Origin of the sequence: Parahaliea mediterranea, from assembly GCF_003402235.1 — a bacterium.
Classification (GTDB): domain Bacteria; phylum Pseudomonadota; class Gammaproteobacteria; order Pseudomonadales; family Halieaceae; genus Parahaliea; species Parahaliea mediterranea.
Genome location: NZ_QEWO01000003.1, coordinates 261492 through 279012 on the forward strand (window position 1 = coordinate 261492; position 17521 = coordinate 279012).

General features: G+C 63.9%; 18 protein-coding genes and 1 pseudogene. 3 read left to right on the forward strand and 16 right to left on the reverse strand.

From position 1 onward, the window contains the following. Positions 1 to 6 precede the first annotated feature (6 nt). From ybgF to DDZ17_RS10635, 14 genes and pseudogenes are all read right to left on the reverse strand, one after another. Positions 7 to 963: a tol-pal system protein YbgF gene (gene ybgF, locus DDZ17_RS10570; protein ID WP_116366631.1), complete on the reverse strand. Its 957-nt coding sequence runs from the start codon at positions 961 to 963 to the stop codon at positions 7 to 9. A gap of 30 nt (positions 964 to 993) precedes the next feature. After that, positions 994 to 1518, reverse strand: a complete 525-nt coding sequence (gene pal / locus DDZ17_RS10575; protein ID WP_116366633.1) for a peptidoglycan-associated lipoprotein Pal — start codon at positions 1516 to 1518, stop codon at positions 994 to 996. Positions 1519 to 1560: 42 nt separating this feature from the next. Then, positions 1561 to 2847 carry a Tol-Pal system beta propeller repeat protein TolB gene (gene tolB, locus DDZ17_RS10580; RefSeq protein WP_116366635.1) on the reverse strand — a complete coding sequence of 429 codons (1287 nt, stop codon included), beginning with the start codon at positions 2845 to 2847 and terminating at the stop codon, positions 1561 to 1563. After that, positions 2847 to 3629 (reverse strand): cell envelope integrity TolA family protein, encoded by a 783-nt coding sequence (locus DDZ17_RS10585; protein ID WP_116366637.1) that lies wholly within the window; start codon positions 3627 to 3629, stop codon positions 2847 to 2849. The genes tolB and DDZ17_RS10585 overlap by 1 nt, the downstream gene beginning before the upstream one ends. Continuing rightward, the gene (gene tolR / locus DDZ17_RS10590) at positions 3626 to 4027 is read right to left on the reverse strand and encodes a protein TolR (RefSeq protein WP_116366639.1); all 402 of its coding nucleotides are present in this window, start codon (positions 4025 to 4027) and stop codon (positions 3626 to 3628) included. The genes DDZ17_RS10585 and tolR overlap by 4 nt, the downstream gene beginning before the upstream one ends. A gap of 39 nt (positions 4028 to 4066) precedes the next feature. Continuing rightward, positions 4067 to 4777 carry a protein TolQ gene (tolQ, locus tag DDZ17_RS10595; RefSeq protein WP_116366641.1) on the reverse strand — a complete coding sequence of 237 codons (711 nt, stop codon included), beginning with the start codon at positions 4775 to 4777 and terminating at the stop codon, positions 4067 to 4069. Beyond that, positions 4778 to 5209 (reverse strand): tol-pal system-associated acyl-CoA thioesterase, encoded by a 432-nt coding sequence (ybgC, locus tag DDZ17_RS10600; protein WP_116366643.1) that lies wholly within the window; start codon positions 5207 to 5209, stop codon positions 4778 to 4780. Beyond that, positions 5206 to 6285: a Holliday junction branch migration DNA helicase RuvB gene (gene ruvB, locus DDZ17_RS10605; protein ID WP_206613520.1), complete on the reverse strand. Its 1080-nt coding sequence runs from the start codon at positions 6283 to 6285 to the stop codon at positions 5206 to 5208. The genes ybgC and ruvB overlap by 4 nt, the downstream gene beginning before the upstream one ends. Positions 6286 to 6298: 13 nt before the next feature. Then, positions 6299 to 6913: a Holliday junction branch migration protein RuvA gene (gene ruvA, locus DDZ17_RS10610; protein ID WP_116366645.1), complete on the reverse strand. Its 615-nt coding sequence runs from the start codon at positions 6911 to 6913 to the stop codon at positions 6299 to 6301. A gap of 20 nt (positions 6914 to 6933) precedes the next feature. Further along, positions 6934 to 7452 (reverse strand): crossover junction endodeoxyribonuclease RuvC, encoded by a 519-nt coding sequence (ruvC, locus tag DDZ17_RS10615; protein WP_116366647.1) that lies wholly within the window; start codon positions 7450 to 7452, stop codon positions 6934 to 6936. Between the two features lie 105 nt (positions 7453 to 7557). Then, positions 7558 to 8301, reverse strand: a complete 744-nt coding sequence (locus tag DDZ17_RS10620) for a YebC/PmpR family DNA-binding transcriptional regulator (protein ID WP_116366649.1) — start codon at positions 8299 to 8301, stop codon at positions 7558 to 7560. Positions 8302 to 8398: 97 nt separating this feature from the next. After that, a complete protein-coding gene (gene aspS / locus DDZ17_RS10625; RefSeq protein WP_116366651.1) occupies positions 8399 to 10195 on the reverse strand; it encodes an aspartate--tRNA ligase in 1797 nt (598 codons plus the stop codon). Positions 10196 to 10246: 51 nt separating this feature from the next. Beyond that, positions 10247 to 10544 (reverse strand): annotated as a pseudogene (locus DDZ17_RS10630) (FmdB family zinc ribbon protein). Between the two features lie 195 nt (positions 10545 to 10739). After that, positions 10740 to 11177: an HU family DNA-binding protein gene (locus DDZ17_RS10635; protein WP_116366653.1), complete on the reverse strand. Its 438-nt coding sequence runs from the start codon at positions 11175 to 11177 to the stop codon at positions 10740 to 10742. Positions 11178 to 11475: 298 nt separating this feature from the next. Between DDZ17_RS10635 and DDZ17_RS10640 the strand changes: the two genes are divergently transcribed. Both DDZ17_RS10640 and DDZ17_RS10645 read left to right on the forward strand, forming a co-directional pair. Beyond that, positions 11476 to 13188, forward strand: a complete 1713-nt coding sequence (locus DDZ17_RS10640; RefSeq protein WP_116366655.1) for a proline--tRNA ligase — start codon at positions 11476 to 11478, stop codon at positions 13186 to 13188. 3 nt (positions 13189 to 13191) lie between these two features. Next, positions 13192 to 13797, forward strand: coding sequence for a lytic transglycosylase domain-containing protein (locus DDZ17_RS10645; RefSeq protein WP_421910185.1), 606 nt, complete (start codon positions 13192 to 13194; stop codon positions 13795 to 13797). Between the two features lie 9 nt (positions 13798 to 13806). On the opposite strand, the gene DDZ17_RS10650 is transcribed toward DDZ17_RS10645, so the two are convergent. After that, positions 13807 to 14847 (reverse strand): AraC family transcriptional regulator, encoded by a 1041-nt coding sequence (locus DDZ17_RS10650; protein ID WP_116366657.1) that lies wholly within the window; start codon positions 14845 to 14847, stop codon positions 13807 to 13809. A 246-nt stretch (positions 14848 to 15093) separates the two neighbouring features. Between DDZ17_RS10650 and DDZ17_RS10655 the strand changes: the two genes are divergently transcribed. Continuing rightward, positions 15094 to 15939, forward strand: a complete 846-nt coding sequence (locus DDZ17_RS10655) for a response regulator transcription factor (RefSeq protein WP_116366659.1) — start codon at positions 15094 to 15096, stop codon at positions 15937 to 15939. A 7-nt stretch (positions 15940 to 15946) separates the two neighbouring features. Here DDZ17_RS10655 and DDZ17_RS10660 read toward each other — a convergent pair whose 3' ends face one another. Beyond that, positions 15947 to 17311, reverse strand: a complete 1365-nt coding sequence (locus DDZ17_RS10660; RefSeq protein ID WP_241505856.1) for an MATE family efflux transporter — start codon at positions 17309 to 17311, stop codon at positions 15947 to 15949. Positions 17312 to 17521 lie beyond the last annotated feature (210 nt).

The window sequence follows — 17521 nt, forward strand, 5'->3', positions numbered from 1 at the left end:
GAGTGTTCAGTAGTTTTCGTCGATAAAGTCCTGGGCCAGACGGGCGGCGGCATTGTTGCTGTCGCCGTAATCCCGCACTACCCGATCAAGGTATTCCCGGGCTTTCTCCCGGTTACCTTTCATATAGTGTACGCGGCCCAGCTTGTACAGGGCGTCCGGCACCTTGGCGTTGTCGGGGTACTCTTCCAGCAACAGGGTAAAGTTCTGGCGCGATGACTCCAGATCCGCCGGCTGTACCACCAGATAGAGCTCGCCCAGCCAGTAGTAGGCGTTGGGGGCATAGCGGCCTGCCGGATACTGGCGCAGAAAGTCGCGGAAGGCGCTGACGGCCTGGTCGAACTGCTGGCCGCGCACCAGGGCGTAGGCGGCGCGATAGGCGTCGGCCTCACCCGGCTGCTCTTTCACGCGGGCGGCGCCGGTACTGACGGTCGGGGTGCCCTCGTCGGCCATTGCCGCACCAGCACCCGCTGCCGCAGCGCCACCGGCGGCTGCACCTCCAGCACCGCCTGTCGCCAGTTCACTGACCCGGCGATCCAGGTCAACGTAGCGCTCCAGGCTTTGTGATTTCAGGGTGCGCAGCTCATGAGCCTGCTCTTCCACTTTGCCATTCAGGCGCATGACTTCCTGTTGCAGCTGCTGCACCTTGAGCACCAGCTGGCCAATGTTGCCACCGCCAGAGGCCACATCCGGTGCGGCCGCCGCTGGCGCCGGCCCCTGGCCAACACCCTGCCCCGCGGGGGCGGAGTTGACCCCGTAACTGGTGGCCGGATAGGCGCCGGAGGGCTGCGAGCCATAGCTGTTGCGGGCATTGTCGGGGGCCCGCGCGCTGCCGCCGGATTGCTCCTGGGCGCGGCGTTCCGCCTCAACATCGATGTAATCCTGTGCCTGGGCCGTAAAGCAGAACGGGCTGGCCACCAGGGCCAGCCCGCTCACGGCAAGCAGTTTGCTTACGCTTTGACGCATTGTGTCTTCCGATTCACTTCCTATGGAAAGTTACTTCAGCTCCACACGACGGTTCTGGGACCAGTTGGACTCACCAGAGCCGTAGGCTACCGGCTGCTCTTCGCCGTAACTCACGGTTTCGATGCGGTAGCTGGCAACACCGTTGGCAACCATGTAGTCGCGAACGGAGTTGGCGCGACGCTCACCCAGCGCCATGTTGTAATCGCGGGTGCCACGCTCGTCGGTGTGACCTTCCAGGCGGATGGTCTTGTCGTTGGTCTTCAGCAGGGCGATGTGCGCGTCTACAGAGCGCTGGGCGTCCGGCGTCAGGTTGGAGCTGTCGAACTCGAAGTAGAAGACGTTACCCACGGAGGCAACGGCGTCCTGCAGGCGACGCTGCTCGGCTTCCGCCTGGGCAGCGGCAGCGCGCTGGGCTTCCTCAGCGGCGGCAGCTGCAGCCGCTGCGCGGGCAGCCGCGTCTTCGTCTTCCTTGGTGTCGCTGCTGCTACAGGCCACAAGGAATGCAGCTGTGAACAGCAGCGTAAGAGCCTTACCGGCAACAGTGAATTGTTTCATATTCCCATCCTTACAAGTGTGTAGTCTTTGTTTATACCGCCTTTAGCGGCTCATATAAGGTGACCACGCCGGTTCCCTGACATCGCCTTCGCGTGCCGGTAGCCGGAACTTCACGCCCCCGTCCACGGAAACTGCGGCCAGAATGCCGCGGTCTCCCGACTTCGTTGCGTACAGTACCATAGAGCCATTGGGTGCGATACTCGGACTTTCGTCCAGTTCCGTAGAGGTCAGCACCTGCAGACGGTTGGTCACCAGATCGTGAATTGCGATATGGAACCGTCCGTTGCTCTGGTGCACAACCACTACGTTGCGACCGTCCTGGGCTACCCGGGCGCGGGCGTTATAGGCGCCCTCGTAGGTTACCCGCTCGGTCGTGCCGCTGCGCAAATCATATCTGTAAATTTGTGGCCGTCCACCACGGTCAGATGTGAAAAGTAACGACTTTCCATCCGGCATCCAGGTGGGTTCGGTATCGATGGCATAGTGCCGGGTAACCCGGGTCAGCCGCTTGCTGGCGAGGTCCATCAGGTAGATGTCCGGGCTGCCGTCCTTGGACAGCACCATGGCCATGGTGCCGCCGTCCGGCGACCAGGCCGGGGAGCTGTTCAGGCCCTGGAAATTGGTGAGCTGCTCGCGGGCGCCGGTGGCCAGGTTCTGGCGGAAGATGGCGGGTCGGCTGGTCTCGAAGGACACGTAGGCGATCTCCTTGCCATCCGGCGACCAGGCCGGCGCCAGGATCGGCTCGCGGGATTCCAACAGCACGATGGGCCGGGCACCGTCGGAGTCCGCCAGGGTCAGGCGGTAGTAGTCCTTGCCGGCGGGGTTGCGGGTCACCGACACATAAAGCAGGCGGGTAGCAAAGGCGCCGGGAATGCCGGTGAGCTTCTCGTAGATGGCGTCGGACACCCGGTGGGCCAGCATGCGCGCCTCGCTGGCCGGGCCGGTCTCGGTGCCGTTGAACACCTTGGTCTGGCGGTTGACGTCGAACAGTTCGTATTCGATTTTCATCTGCTCGGTGCCAGACACCCGGCCAATCAGCAGGTATTCGGCACTGATGGCGCGCCAGTCGCGGTAGAACACCTCTTTCTCGGTGCTGGGGCGACCCAGCATGTCCTTGCGGTCCACCGGGGCAAACTGGCCACTGCGGGCCAGGTCACCCTGGATCACCATGGCGACATCCTCCGGCGCGGCACCGCCGTTCTGCCAGTCGAAGGGCGACACGGCAATGGCCGTGGGGTTGTCCACCCCCTGGGTAATCTCGATCACCAGTTCGGCGCGCGCGCCGAAGGCGACGAGGGTCAGTACGAGGCTCAGTAGTAGGCGTGTCATTAGTATCGCAAGTCCTCTGGTCGGAACAGCAGGCGGAATCGCCTGAAGGTTTCTTCAAATTTACGCTGTGGCAGCTTCTGCAACTCGGGGAAGCGGCCGGCCTTTTCCACCGCATTGATGGCGGAGCGGTCAAATGCGGTGTTGCCACTGCTTTTTAGCACCGTCACGCTGACAATCTCTCCGGTGGGAATCAACTGCAACTGTAGCAGCACTTCCATGCCATTGCGGGCACTGGGTGGCCGACTCCAGTAGCCGATCACGGTGCGCTGGATCAGGGCGGCGAAGCTGGCCGCCATTTCGTCGGCAGTGGCGGCGGCCTGGGCGGCCTCTTCCTGTGCCATCATGCGGGCCATGTCGTCGCGCTGCTGGCGCAGCAGCTCCTCGCGGCTGGGGCCGGGGTCGGGCTTTTTTTCCTCCGGCTTGGGCTGCGGCTTGGGCTCGGGCTTTTTGGGCGCCGGTTTTGGCTGTGGCTTTGGTTCGGGCTTGGGTTCCGGCTTCGGCTCAGGCTTTTTTTCCACCGGCTTCGGTTGCGGTTTGGGCTGCGGCTTGGGTTTTGGCGCGGGCTTCGGTGGCTCCGGCTTTTTGGGCATCACCTCACTCAGCTCCACCAGTTTGGCATCAATCACCTTGGGCACCACTTTGGCGGTGATGGTCTTGTCCTCAAAGGCGTGCCAGTTGGCGGTGAGCAGGTAGATCACCAGGCCGTGCAGGGCAAGGGTTGCCAAGGTCGGCCGCAGCACGATGCGCGGCTGCACGGGCCGGGCGTAAACAGAGGTGTTCACTGCGGCTTCTCGGGGCTCTCGGTCACCAGGCCAACGCTGGGGGCGCCGGCCTCTTGCAGCGCGGCCATCACGGTGACCACGGTGCCGTAGGCCACCGCCTGGTCACCCCACACCAGCACGGGTTTTTCGGGGCTGCGGCGCATCACGGTGGACACCCGCTCGCGCACCGTGGCCAGGCTGATCGCCTGCTTTTCGTCGCCGCCGATGTTCAGGAAAAACTGGCCGCTGGCATCCACCGAAACAATCAACGGTTCGCTGTCCTGATCTTCCACCGGGGCCGCATTGGCCTCGGGCAGTTCGACCTTGACCCCCTGCATCAGCATTGGCGCGGTGACCATGAAGATGATCAGCAGCACCAGCATCACGTCGATGTAGGGCACCACGTTGATTTCGGCCATCGGCCGGTGTTTTTTACCGGATCTCGACACGTCGCGCTCCTAGCCCGCCTTTTTCTCGCGGGACCGCAGGGCATAGGCCTGGCGATAGAGGATGCTGGAAAATTCGTCGACGAAGGTGTCGTAGCGATTGGTGAACATATCCACCTTGGCGGCGAAGCGGTTGTAGGCCATTACCGCCGGAATCGCGGCAAACAGGCCCATGGCGGTGGCCACCAGCGCCTCGGAGATCCCCGGCGCCACGGTGGCCAGGGTGGCCTGGGTGGCGTTGGCCAGCCCGCGGAAGGAGTGCATGATGCCCCACACCGTACCGAACAGGCCGATGTAGGGGCTGGTGGAGCCCACCGAGGCCAGGAAGGGCAGGTGCCGCTCCAGGCGCTCTTCTTCGCGCAGCATGGCCACCCGCATTACCCGGCGGGAGCCTTCAATTACCGCCTCGGAATCCATGCCCTGCTGCTGTGCCAGGCGGGAAAACTCCTTGAAGCCAGCGCGGAAGATGCTCTCTATACCGACGATGGTCTGGCCGTCGGCGGCGCGCTCATTGCCTTCGCGGTACAGCTGGGACAAATCGATGCCGGACCAGAACTGCTCCTCAAAGCGGATCATGTCGTCCTGGGAGTTGCGGAAATAAATGATGCGCTGGACGATCATGTACCAGGACACCATGGAGGCCGCCAGGAGAATGCCCATCACCAGTTGCACGGTGAGGCTGGCATGCAGCACCAGGTCAATCAAACTCAGTTGTTCTTCCACTCAGGGCTCCCCTTCAGTCCCGGCGGCCTGCGCCTTCCGCAGCCGCTCCAGCATCTCCCGCGGCAGGCGCCGCGGCTTCACTCCGGCGCGATCGACACAGGCGATGGTCACTTCGCCCTCGGCCAGTGGCCGGCCGTCACGCTTTACCGTTTGGTGTAGACGCATGGTGGCACCGCGTAATTCCACGATTGTGGCGGTGGCCTCCAGTTCGTCGTCCAGTTGCGCCGGCAGCCGGTACTGCACCGCCACGTCGCGCACCACAAACATCAGGTCGTGGTTAAAAATATAATCCTTGCCAAAACCCAGGGTGCGCATCATCTCGGTGCGAGCGCGCTCCATGAATTTCAGGTAGTTCACGTAATACACGATGCCACCGGCATCAGTGTCCTCTATGTAGACTCGCAGCTTAAAGGAAAATTCCGCCGCGCTCACGACTCAGGGCTCTCATTGCCACGCCCCACGGCGGGCTCCAGGTCGAGGGGCAGGTTGGGCTCCGCCTGGGCGGCCCGGGGCGCCGGCAGGCCAAAGTGAAGGTAGGCGTTGCGGGTCACCATGCGCCCGCGCGGGGTGCGCACCATGTAGCCCTGCTGGATGAGGTAGGGCTCCAGCACATCCTCAATGGTGCCGCGCTCTTCGGAGATGGCCGCGGCCAGGCTGTCCACCCCCACCGGGCCGCCGTCGAACTTCTCGATCAGGGCCAGCAACAGGCGCCGGTCCTGGTGGTCAAAGCCGCGATTGTCCACGCTCAAAAGGTCCAGGGCTTTGTCCGCCACCGCGGCGGTGATGGTGCCATCGGCACGCACTTCGGCGTAGTCCCGCACCCGCCGCAGCAGGCGGTTGGCAATGCGCGGGGTGCCCCGGGCGCGGCGGGCGATCTCCGCCGCGCCGGCCGCCTCGATGCCAATGCCGAGAATATTGGCGGAGCGTTCGACGATATGGGCAAGGTCCGCCACCTGGTAGAACTCCAGCCGCTGCACAATGCCGAAGCGATCCCGCAGGGGCGAGGTCAGCAGGCCGGCGCGGGTCGTCGCGCCCACCAGGGTAAAGGGCGGCAAATCCAGCTTGATGGAGCGGGCCGCCGGGCCCTCGCCAATCATGATGTCGAGCTGGTAATCCTCCATGGCCGGGTACAGTACCTCTTCCACAAAGGGGCTAAGGCGGTGAATCTCGTCGATGAACAGCACATCCCCCGGCTCCAGGTTGGTCATCAGGGCGGCGATGTCGCCGGCCTTTTCCAAAACCGGGCCGGAGGTGGTCTTCAGGGATACGCCCATTTCGTTGGCGATAATGCTGGCCAGGGTGGTTTTGCCCAGGCCGGGCGGGCCGAAAATCAGGGTGTGGTCCAGCGGCTCGCCGCGGCCGCGCGCCGCTTCCAGGAAGATGGACATCTGCTCGCGCACTGCGGGCTGGCCCACGTACTCGGCCAGGCTCTTGGGCCGGATGGCGCGATCCTGGGCGTCTTCGCGCTCGCGGGCCTCGGGGGCAATCAGGCGGTCGGTTTCAATCATACCCGCGCCTCACTCAGCCGCTGACCATGGATTTCAGGGCGCGGCGAATCAGCTCCTCGCTGTTGTCGACGCTGTCATCGTTCACCGCCGCTACAGCCCGGGCCGCCTCGGTGGGCTTGTAGCCCAGCGCCACCAGGGCGCCCTCGGCATCGGCCACCTTGTCGGCGGGGCGCGCCACCGGGGCGATCGCCACGCCGTCCGCACTGCCGCCCATGGTTTCCAGCCAGCCCTTGAGCTTGTCGCGCATTTCCACCAGCAGGCGCTCGGCGGTTTTCTTGCCCACCCCGGGCAGGGCCACCAGCGAGGAAATATCACCCTGCTGCACGCAGCGGGCAAAGCTGGTGGCATCCATGCCCGAGAGAATGGTCAGGGCCAGCTTGGGGCCCACGCCGCTGACCTTGATCAGCTGGCGGAACAGGCTGCGGTCGCGCTCGTCGATAAAACCGAAGAGCTGCTGGGCGTCTTCGCGCACAACAAAGTGGGTGACCAGCGCCACCTCCTTGCCCAGGGCCGGCAGTTGGAACAGGGTGGTCATGGGCACCTGTAGCTCGTAACCCACGCCGGCCACATCCACCAGAATCTCCGGGGGCTGCTTGTGTACGAGGGTGCCGCGAATCCTGCCAATCATTGCCTGCTGTTCTGCCTTTACTAGCGAATACGACGCCGGCGCACCGAGGTGGCGCCAGCCATGTTGATCATACTTTGTTGGGTGTGGGCGTGACACAGGGCTGCCGCCAGGGCATCGGCGGCGTCCTCCTGAGGCTCGGCGGGCAGCTTCAGCAGCACCTTTACCATATGCTGCACCTGGGCCTTGTCAGCGGCGCCGGTGCCCACCACCGACTGCTTGATCTGCCGGGCGGAATACTCCGACACGGCCAGTTGCTGTGCCACACAGGCCACGATGGCGGCGCCCCGGGCCTGCCCGAGCTTTAGGGCAGAGCCGGCGCTCTTGGCCATGAACACCTGTTCAATGGCCAGTTGCTGTGGGCAGTGGGTCTCGATCAGTTCGGTCACACTGGCGTGGATCACGCCAAGGCGCTCGGGCAGTTCGGCCACCGGCAGGCGGATAACACCGCTGGTGATGTACTCGGAGCGCCCGCCTTCGAAGTGAATGATGCCAAAGCCGGTTTTTCGTGAGCCGGGGTCTATCCCCAGGATGACCGCCATAGAATGCGCTGCCCGCTGCCCTGTCTGGTTATTCTGTACATATATACAGCATCAGCCCGCGTGACGCACTACCCGCAGGCAGCGCCAACCGCAGAAAATAGCGCCTCAAAGGCTGCTGTAGACGTCCTCGGGGATATCGGCATTGGTATAGACGTTCTGCACGTCGTCGAGGTCTTCCAGCGCGTCCACCAGTCCCAGCACCGAACGGGCGCCTTCCTCATCCAGCGCTACGGTGGTGGCGGCCACCATCGTTACCTCGCCACCCTCGGCCTCAAGGCCGGCACTGTGCAGGGCCTCCTTGACGGCCCCGAACTGCTCCCAGGGCGTGGTGACATCAACAGACCCGTCGTCGTTGGCCGCTACATCCTCGGCGCCAGCTTCCAGCGCCACCTCCAGAATGGCCTCTTCGTCTGCCCCGGGCGCAAAGCTGATCTGGCCCACTTTGCTGAACAGGTAGGCCACCGAGCCGTCGGTGCCCAGGTTGCCGCCGCGCTTGGAGAAGGCGTGGCGCACTTCCGCCACGGTGCGGTTGCGGTTGTCGGTCATCACCTCCACCAGCACCGCCACGCCACCGGCGGCGTAGCCTTCGTAGGTGAGCTCGTCCATGTTGTCGGCATCGTTGTTGCCGGCGCCACGGGCGATGGCGCGGTCGATGGTGTCCCGGGTCATATTGGCCCCAAGGGCCTTGTCCACCGCCGCGCGCAAGCGCGGATTGTCTTCCGGCAACGGGCCGCCCTGCTTGGCAGCCACCACCAGTTCGCGAATCAGTTTGGTAAAAATCTTGCCCCGCTTGGCATCCTGGGCCGCCTTGCGGTGCTTGATGTTGGCCCACTTGCTATGGCCGGCCATCTTTACCTCCCTTCTTTTCTACCTACTGACTACCTGACTAACTAACTGCTTTTAACTGCCTCACGGCGCACCGGCCGTCACCCTGCCTCGCTGTGGCCTACTCGCCCTTCTCGCCTTCGGGCGCCAGCTCCTGCTGCTTCTGGCGCAGGCGGATATTCAGTTCGCGCAATTGCTGGGCGGCCACCTCGCCGGGGGCGTCGGTCATTACACAGGCCGCAGTCTGGGTTTTCGGGAAGGCAATCACTTCGCGAATCGAGGTGGCGCCAGTCATCAGCATCACCAGGCGGTCCAGCCCGAAGGCCAGGCCGCCGTGGGGCGGGGCGCCGTATTTTAGGGCGTTGAGCAGGAAGCCAAACTTCTCTTCGGCCTCTTCTTCGCCGATGCCCAGAATGCCGAACACGGTCTCCTGCATGTCGCGCTGGTGGATACGCACACTGCCGCCACCCAGCTCGGTGCCGTTGAGCACCATGTCGTAGGCCCGCGACAGCGCGGTGCCGGGGTTGGCCTTGAGTTCTTCCGGGCTGCAGGACGGCGCGGTGAAGGGGTGGTGCAGGGGCGTCCAGCCGCCGTTGCCATCGTCCTCGAACATGGGGAAGTCCACCACCCACAGGGGCGCCCAACCGTCGGCCACCAGGCCCTGGTCTTCGGCCACTTTCAGGCGCAGGGCGCCGAGGGATTCGTTCACCACCGCTGTCCGGTCGGCGCCGAAGAAGATAATGTCGCCGTCTTTGGCCTCCAGCCGCGTCATCATCTGTTGCACGACGTCTTCCGGCATGAATTTGAGGATGGGGGACTGCAGGCCTTCCACGCCGGCGGCCAGGTCGTTGACCTTGATCCAGGCCAGGCCACGGGCACCGAAGATGGACACGTACTTGGTGTAGTCGTCGATCTCCTTGCGGCTGATGCTGGCGCCACCGGGTACCTTCAATGCCGCCACGCGGCCATTGGGGTCATCCGCCGGGCCGCGGAAGACTTTGAAGTCCACCTGTTGCATCAGGTCGTCCACGCTCACCAGTTCCAGGTCAATGCGCAGGTCGGGCTTGTCGGAGCCAAAGCGGTCCATGGCCTCGGCGTAGGTCATGTGGGGGAATTCGCCCAGTTCCACATCCATCACGCTCTTGAACAGCTCGCGGATCATGCGCTCGGTGATGCCCATGATCGCCGCCTCGTCGAGGAAGGAGGTCTCGATGTCGATCTGGGTAAATTCCGGCTGGCGGTCGGCGCGCAGGTCTTCGTCGCGGAAGCACTTGGCCACCTGGTAGTAACGGTCGAAGCCGGACACCATCAGCAGCTGCTTGAACAGCTGGGGCGACTGCGGCAGGGCAAAGAAGTGCCCCGGGTGGGTGCGGCTCGGCACTAGGTAGTCGCGGGCGCCCTCCGGGGTGGCGCGGGTGAGGATGGGCGTTTCGATATCCAAAAAGCCCTCGCTGTCCAGGAACTGGCGCACGGCGGAGGTGATGCGAGCGCGCAGCATCAGCTTGCTCTGCATTTCCGGGCGGCGCAGGTCCATGTAGCGGTGCTTCAGGCGCACGTCCTCGCCCACGGCGGTGTGCTCATCCAGCTGGAAGGGCGGGGTGGCGGCGCTGTTGAGGATTTCCAGCTCTTTGCCCAGCACCTCAATGGCGCCGGTGGCCATGTTGGGGTTGACGGTGGCCTCGCTGCGGGCGCGCACCCGGCCGGTGACCTTCAGCACGTATTCACTGCGCACCCGGTCGGCGCGCTGGAAGTGCTCCTGGGTATCCGGGTCGAACACCACCTGGACAATGCCCTCGCGGTCGCGCAGATCGAGAAAGATAACGCCCCCGTGGTCGCGGCGACGGTCCACCCACCCGCACAGGGTGATGGTTTCGTCGATGTTGCCGGTGCCAAGGGCGCCACAATAATGACTGCGCATAACTCAGGTATCCATTGCTTGTCGGTGGGGCCCGCAGCGGCGGGCCGGGTGTCAGGCGGAGGCGCTGCTCTTGCTCTCGCTGGAGCCGCTGCTTTTCTTGTCGCCGCCTGCCTTGTCGGTGCCGGCCGAGGCGCCATCCGCGCCACCAGCCAGGTTCTTCTTGTTGCCGGTCTTGAAGTCGGTCTCGTACCAGCCGCCGCCCTTGAGACGAAAGCCCGCGGCTGAGATCTTCTTCTTCAGCTCGGGTTTGCCACAGGCAGGACAGTCCTGCAGGGGGGGCATCACTGATCTTTTGCAGAGCCTCGTGAGGCTCACCACAGGACTGGCACTGATACTCATAGATGGGCATGGGTTTGCTCGCCGCTTAAACGAAAACAACAAGGAAAAAAACGAGGCGCGGATTTTACCCCAAGCAGGGAAACAGGCCAAGAAGTGAACAGCGACAGAAATTCAGGGGGAATCAAGCTTTCGCGCCACCGGAAGCGGCGCGAGAGGGGGGCGTTTCCCGCCGGTCAGGCCCGCGGGAAACAGGGAATCGGCGGCCTCAGGAGGCTGCGAATTCCTTCATTTTCTTCAGCGGGCGCACTTTAACCGCAACGCTCGCCGGCTTGGCCTTGAAGGTGGTCTCTTCGCCAGTGAAGGGGTTGATGCCCTTGCGCGCCTTGCGGGCGGGCTTCTTCACCGTGGTGATCTTCATCAGGCCCGGCAGGGTGAACTCGCCGACAGCGCGCTTTTTGATGCTGCGCTCAATCAGGGTTTCGAGCTCACCAAACACATCGCCCACCTGCTTCTTGGACAGGCCAGTGCTCTCAGCAATGCTGGTGACAATCTGGCTCTTGGTCATTTTGTCCTTGAGCGCAGTCGTCACAGGCTTCTTGGCCGGTGCGGCTTTTTTGGCTGGAGCCTTCTTGGCCGGAGCCTTTTTCGCTGCTGCCTTCTTGGCCGGAGCTTTCTTCTTAGCTGCTGCTTTTCTGGTAGCCATGTTGTTTGCAACCTTCCTTCGTTATGAGTGAGTAGTGTGCCGACCCGCCCCCCGAACTGCAGAAACAAGTGCCGACGTCAGGCACGCACAAAGGTATAAATCATGAAACGCTGCAATACAAGCGTTTTGAGCCCATTCTGCGCAATTAAACCCTATTTTTTCAGGTGTGTGAGCCATATCACCTGGCTCCTGCCGTGCACAGCCGGCGGGGGCGCCTGGCTCCGGCGCACTCCCTGTACCCCACTGCCGTTCAGACGTAAACTACACGGCCTCTTTTTTACCGCCCGATGGAACCACCATGCGCACCTCCGAGTACCTGATCGCCACCCTCAAGGAGACCCCTGCAGACGCCGAAGTCATCAGCCATCAACTGATGCTGCGGGCAGGCCTGATCCGCAAGCTCGCCTCTGGCCTGTACACCTGGCTGCCCCTGGGGCTGAAGGTGCTGCGCAAGGTGGAAAACGTCGTGCGCGAGGAAATGGTGGCCGCCGGTGCGCTGGAAGTAAGCATGCCGGTGGTGCAGCCGGCGGAGCTGTGGCAGGAATCCGGCCGCTGGGAACTGTACGGCCCCGAACTGCTGCGCATACAGGACCGTCACGAGCGCGACTTCTGCCTTGGCCCCACCCACGAGGAAGTGGTGACCGAACTGGTGCGCAATGAAATCAAGAGCTACAAGCAGCTGCCCCTGAACCTGTTCCAGATCCAGACCAAGGTGCGCGATGAAATTCGCCCGCGCTTTGGCCTGATGCGCTCGCGCGAATTTCTGATGAAAGACGCCTACTCCTTCCACAAGGATCACCCCTCGCTGGAAGCCACCTACCAGGTGATGCACCGCGCCTACAGCACTATCTTCACCCGGCTCGGCCTGGAGTTTCGCCCGGTGATTGCCGACACCGGCAGCATTGGCGGCAGCGCCTCCCACGAATTCCATGTGCTGGCCAACTCCGGCGAAGATGACATTGCCTTCAGCGACAGCAGCGATTACGCCGCCAACGTGGAAATGGCCGAGGCAATGGCGCCGGCCGGTGAGCGCCCGGCCGCCCTTGAGACCATGAGCGATGTCGCCACCCCCGGGGTGAAAACCATCGACGACCTCGCCAGTTTCCTCGGTGTGGATGCCGCCAGCACCGTCAAGACCCTGGTGGTGGCCGGCGAGAACGAAGGCGAGCTGGTGGCCCTGGTGCTGCGCGGCGACCACAGCCTGAACGAGATCAAGGCAGAGAAACTCGAAGGCATTGCCAACCCGCTGCAAATGGCCGAGGAAGCGGTTGTTCGCAAGGCCCTTGGCGCCGGCTTTGGCTCACTCGGCCCTGTCGGCCTGTCTATCCCGGTGATTGTTGATCGCAGCGCCGCCCACCTGGCTGATTTTATCTGCGGGGCGAATCGCGACGACTTCCACCTGCGCGGCGTGAACTGGGAGCGTGATTGCCCCCTGAACCGCGTGGAAGACCTGCGCGACGTGGTGGAAGGCGACCCCAGCCCCGACGGCCAGGGGCAACTGCAGATCAAGCGCGGCATTGAGGTCGGGCATATCTTCCAGCTCGGCACCAAATACAGCGAAGCCATGAACGCCACGGTGCTGGATGAAAACGGCAAGCAGGTCACCATGACCATGGGTTGCTACGGCATCGGCGTGAGCCGTATCGTCGCCTCTGCCATCGAGCAGAACCACGACGACAGCGGCATCATCTGGCCCGCCGCCATGGCACCCTTTGAGCTGGTGATTGTGCCGCTGAACATGCAGAAGTCGGAGGCGGTGGCGCAGTGCGCACAAGCCCTGTACCAGCAGTTCCGTACCGCCGGCGTTGATGTACTGATGGATGATCGCAATGAGCGCCCCGGGGTGAAGTTTGCCGACATGGAGCTGATCGGCATTCCCCACCGCATTGTGATTGGCGACCGCGCGCTGGCCGATGGCCAACTGGAGTACAAGGGCCGGCGCGACGCCGAGCCCACTCTGATTGATCGCGACGCCATTTTTGCCTGGGTGATGGACAAGCTGGGGCGCTAAGGGGTGTTGCGGCGCCTGCTCGGCCGCGCCGGCCTGGCCCTGCTGCTGGCAGGCGCACTGGCCACGGCCGCGCAGGCGCAACCGGCGGACCCCAAGGAGCGGGCGGAACTGCGCCAGTTCCTTGAGCGCACCATTTCCAGCGCCGACAGTTTTGAGGACCGCTACGACGCGGAGGTCTGGCTGGTGGATATGTCGGCGCGGCTGGAACGCTTTGTAAAAGACCCGGGGGCGCGCCTGGAGCTGCTACGCCAGGTACACGCGGCGGCAGTGCGCGCCGAACTGCCCCCGGAGTTGGTGCTGGCGGTGATTGAAGTGGAGAGCCACTTCGACCGTTTTGCCGTCTCCAGCGCGGGCGCCCAGGGCATGATGCAGGTCATGCCGTTCTGGAAAAACGAAATCGGCCGCCCGGACGACAACCTCACCCTCAACCGCACCAACTTCGAGTACGGCTGCCGCATTCTGCAGTTCTATTTACAGCGCGAAGACGGCCACCTGCACCGCGCCCTGGCCGCCTACAATGGCAGCAGCGGCAGCAAGCGCTACAGCAACAAGGTGAAAGTGGCCTGGAAGTCCCGCTGGCGCACAGAGCCTCTGTACTGGGCCCCCTGAAGCGGGCGCTCAGGCGCGAAAGGCACCGGGGGATTCCCCCGTCCATTTCTTGAAGGAGCGGTGAAAGGCGCTTGGGTCGGAAAAGCCAACGCGCTCGGCCACCTCACTCACCGTGGCCCCGTCGCGCTGCAATAGGGCAATGGCAAGGTCGCGCCGGGCGTTGTCCTTGATGCGCTGGTAGGACGTGCCCTCCCGCTCCAGGCGCCGGCGCAGGGTGCGGGCCGACATGTTGAGCATGCCGGTAAGCGCTTCAAAGCTCGGCATTTCGCAGCGGAAGTCATCCCCCAGCAACTCGCGGATGCGGCGGGTAATGCTCAGCGAGCTGGGTTTGGGCGCCACCACCAGGCAGTAGGGTGCCTCGCGCAAGTAGCGGGACAGGTCTGCCTCGCTGCGCAGCAGTTCCGCCTCCAGGTGGCGCACCGAAAACACCACGGCGTTATCGGCCGCGCCGAAGGTCACCGGGCAGGGAAAGAAATGCCGCAACTCGCGGACATTGGCCGGGGCCGCGGCGGCGCAGCGGGCGCTGACCACATCGATATGCTGGCCGATCAGCCAGCCGCAAAAGCGCATCCAGATTGCAAGGCCGCACAGCAGGCGCTGCTGGGCGCGGTCGGAGCCCGCCAGGTAATAACTCAGGGTGGCTTCGCGCAGGTCCTCGTCCACCGTCAGGGTATTGACGGCCGTCTGGCCGCGATTCAGGCGGCAGCAGCGATTGAACTCCATCGCCCGGCGCAGGGCGGCGCCAAGGCTGGGGCTGCCCAGCAGGCTGAAGGCCAGCAAGCGGGCGGTGCCCACGGGCGTCGGTGCATCGGGCATGCTGCCACCGGCCTCGTCGTCCAGGGTTCTGAACAGGGCCTGGGCCAGGCGCGAGAAGGCGGCGGAAGAGGCGGTTTGCGTGGCACTGCAACCGCGCAGGGGGTCGAAGGGAAAGGCCGCATCGCACAGCAGCGATTCGCGCTCACGACCGGCGCGCTCACCCTGCACCAGCAGGGCTTCGATAAAGCCCGGCGCAATCCAGTCCCGCTGCTGTACTGTGGTGCCCGTTTTCATTCCCGTACCTGTCACCGCTGCCTGCAGGCCAGTATAGCGAGGCCCACGCTGGCCGAAAGGCACCCTGCCCAAGGAGTTAAACCGCGCTGGGCTTTCGCGCCGGGCTTGAAGGCCCAGTCTTGGACCCGCTCCACAACTGGCCGGACAAGGCCGCGACGACTGCCTGGCGAGCCCGATGGCTTGCAATTGACATCACTAGACGCCCTCCCCACACTGTGGCCACGGGGCGCGGACAACAACAATTCGATGACAACCATAAGCCAGCTGAGCAAGTGGAACAGGGACATCTCCATCGCGATCGGGTCACTGGGCAGTGAAGAGTTCTTTCCCGCCCTGATTGCGGCTGTTCGCGGCCAGGTGGCCATCGATTACCCCCAGATCTGGCTCTACCACCGCGACCTGCCGCCGCGGGTGCTGTACCACGAAATTCCGGCCCACGCCGTGCCCACCCAGATCGACCGCTACCTAGAGGGCCCCTTCCGGGAAGACCCCTTCTACCAGGCCTCCATCAACCAGCCGCGCTCAAAAATCTATCGTCTGTCGCGCATTACCCACAACAAGCTGCAGGAGTCCGCCTACTACAACGACTACTACCGCGAAACCGGCGCGGTGGACGAAGCGGTGTACCTGGCCCGCCTGCATGCCGGCAACGTGATCAACCTGAGCATGATGCGACTGCCCCAGCACGGCGAGTTCAGCGATAAGGAATACGAAAGCCTCTACCTGCTGGCAGAACCGGTGTCTGAACTGCTCAAGCGCCATTCCGAGCACAACGACTTTGCCATCACCAACCTGATCCAGCCTGGCATCAACCACCAGATCGACCTCGCCTTTCGCACCTTTGGCGCTTCCATGCTGTCGCCGCGGGAAAAAGACGTGCTGGAGATGATGCTGCGCGGCTACGGCACCGACATCTCTGCACAGAAGCTGGACATTGCCGTGGAAACCGTGCGCCGCCACCGCAAGAGCATTTACCGCAAGCTGGATGTCAATTCACAGACCGACCTGTTCTCGCTGTTCATCAACGCCATGAGTTGCCTGGGCGAGGCGGCCGGCGCGGATCCGCTCAGCGTCTACATGGCGCCGCGCTAGGCGCAGTTCAGGGTGTGACCGGGCCCGGCGCCACCGCCAGCGGCACATAGTCGCGCTCCAGGCGATTCACCAGGGCAAAGGCCGCCCACACACCCAGTACCCCAAACAGCACCATGCCCAGCGCCTCGCCGGCCAGCACCCCGGGCGCGCCGCACCAGCGGGCGCCGAAATACACCGCCGGCACAATGCCCAGCAGCACCTTGCCAAAATTGAAGGCGGTGGCCCAATGGGGATGGTGCAGGTTGTTGAAGCAGGCGTTGGCGACAAACAGGCTGCCATTAAAGAAGAAGGCCCACACCAGCAGGTGGCAGTAGAAGAGGATCAGCTCGGCGGCCGCCGGCTCGGCGGAAAAGGCAGACACAATCAGGCCGCTGCCCAGCCACAGCAGGCCCCACACCAGCAGCACGTACACCGCATTGAACACCAGCGCGTCCTTCAAGGTGCTGCGCACCCGGTGGTACAGCCCCGCCCCGGCGTTCTGCCCGATAATGGGGCCGACCGCCCCGGACAGGGCGAAAACAGCGGCAAAGGCCACCGGGGTGATGCGCCCGAGAATCGCCGCGCCAGCGACGGCGCCATCGCCGAATTGGGACATGGTGCGCAGAACAAAGCTGTTGCCGATGGGCGTGGCCAGGTTGGTCAGAATGGCCGGCCCGGCAATCGCCAGCAGCGGCCGCAAATCGGCGCGGAACTCCGCCAGTGTGCTGCGCCGGGGCAGGTCGTGAACATGCACCAGCGCCCGCCAGGCCACGAATAGCAGGGCAAACCGGCTGACCACCGACGCCAGGGCCGCGCCTTCCAGGCCCCAGCCAAAACCAAAAATAAAGATAGGATCCAGCACTGCGTTGACCATGGAGCCAATCAGGGTCGCCCACATTGAGCGGCGGGCATCGCCAATGGCGCGCACGCCAGCGGCGGCGCTCATGCCCAGCACCATCACCGGGATATTGGGCAGCAGGATACCGCCGTAACTGACGGCGTAATCCAGCGCCGGGCCATGTGCTCCCAGGATCACCAGCAGATCGCGCAGCCAGAACCAGGCCACCAGGCTGATCACCGATGACACCGCCACGCTGAACCACAGCCCGTTGCTGCAATAGCGGCCGGCAAGATAGCGCTGGTGGCTGCCTTCCGCCCGCGCCACCAGGGCGCCGAGGGCAATCTGCAGGCCGATGCTGACTGACACCAGAAAATAAATGAGGGTGCCGGCATAGCCCACCGCCGCCACCAGGGCGTGGTCGTCCAGCAGGGTAAGGAAGTACATGTCCACCAGGTCCACACCAAACATGGCGATCAAACCGGTCGCCGAGGCGCCCGTCATGGCCAGCACGTGGCGCATGGTGGAGCCCCGGGTGAATTTGGCCTGGATCATGGACATCCTCAGTGGAGACAGCGACGGCGCGGCCACAGCCACGCGAAAGCTGGCATGATACTGCAAATTGCCCCCGCCGCGGGGCCCGGCGGTGGCGCGCAAAGTCATGGCGCTGGCGCGGGTGAGCTGCCACACTGGCAAGGCGGCCCGGGAGACTTTGCCGGCCCCTTTGGTTACTATTCGCTATCTTTAAACAGCCGAGGTTTGCCT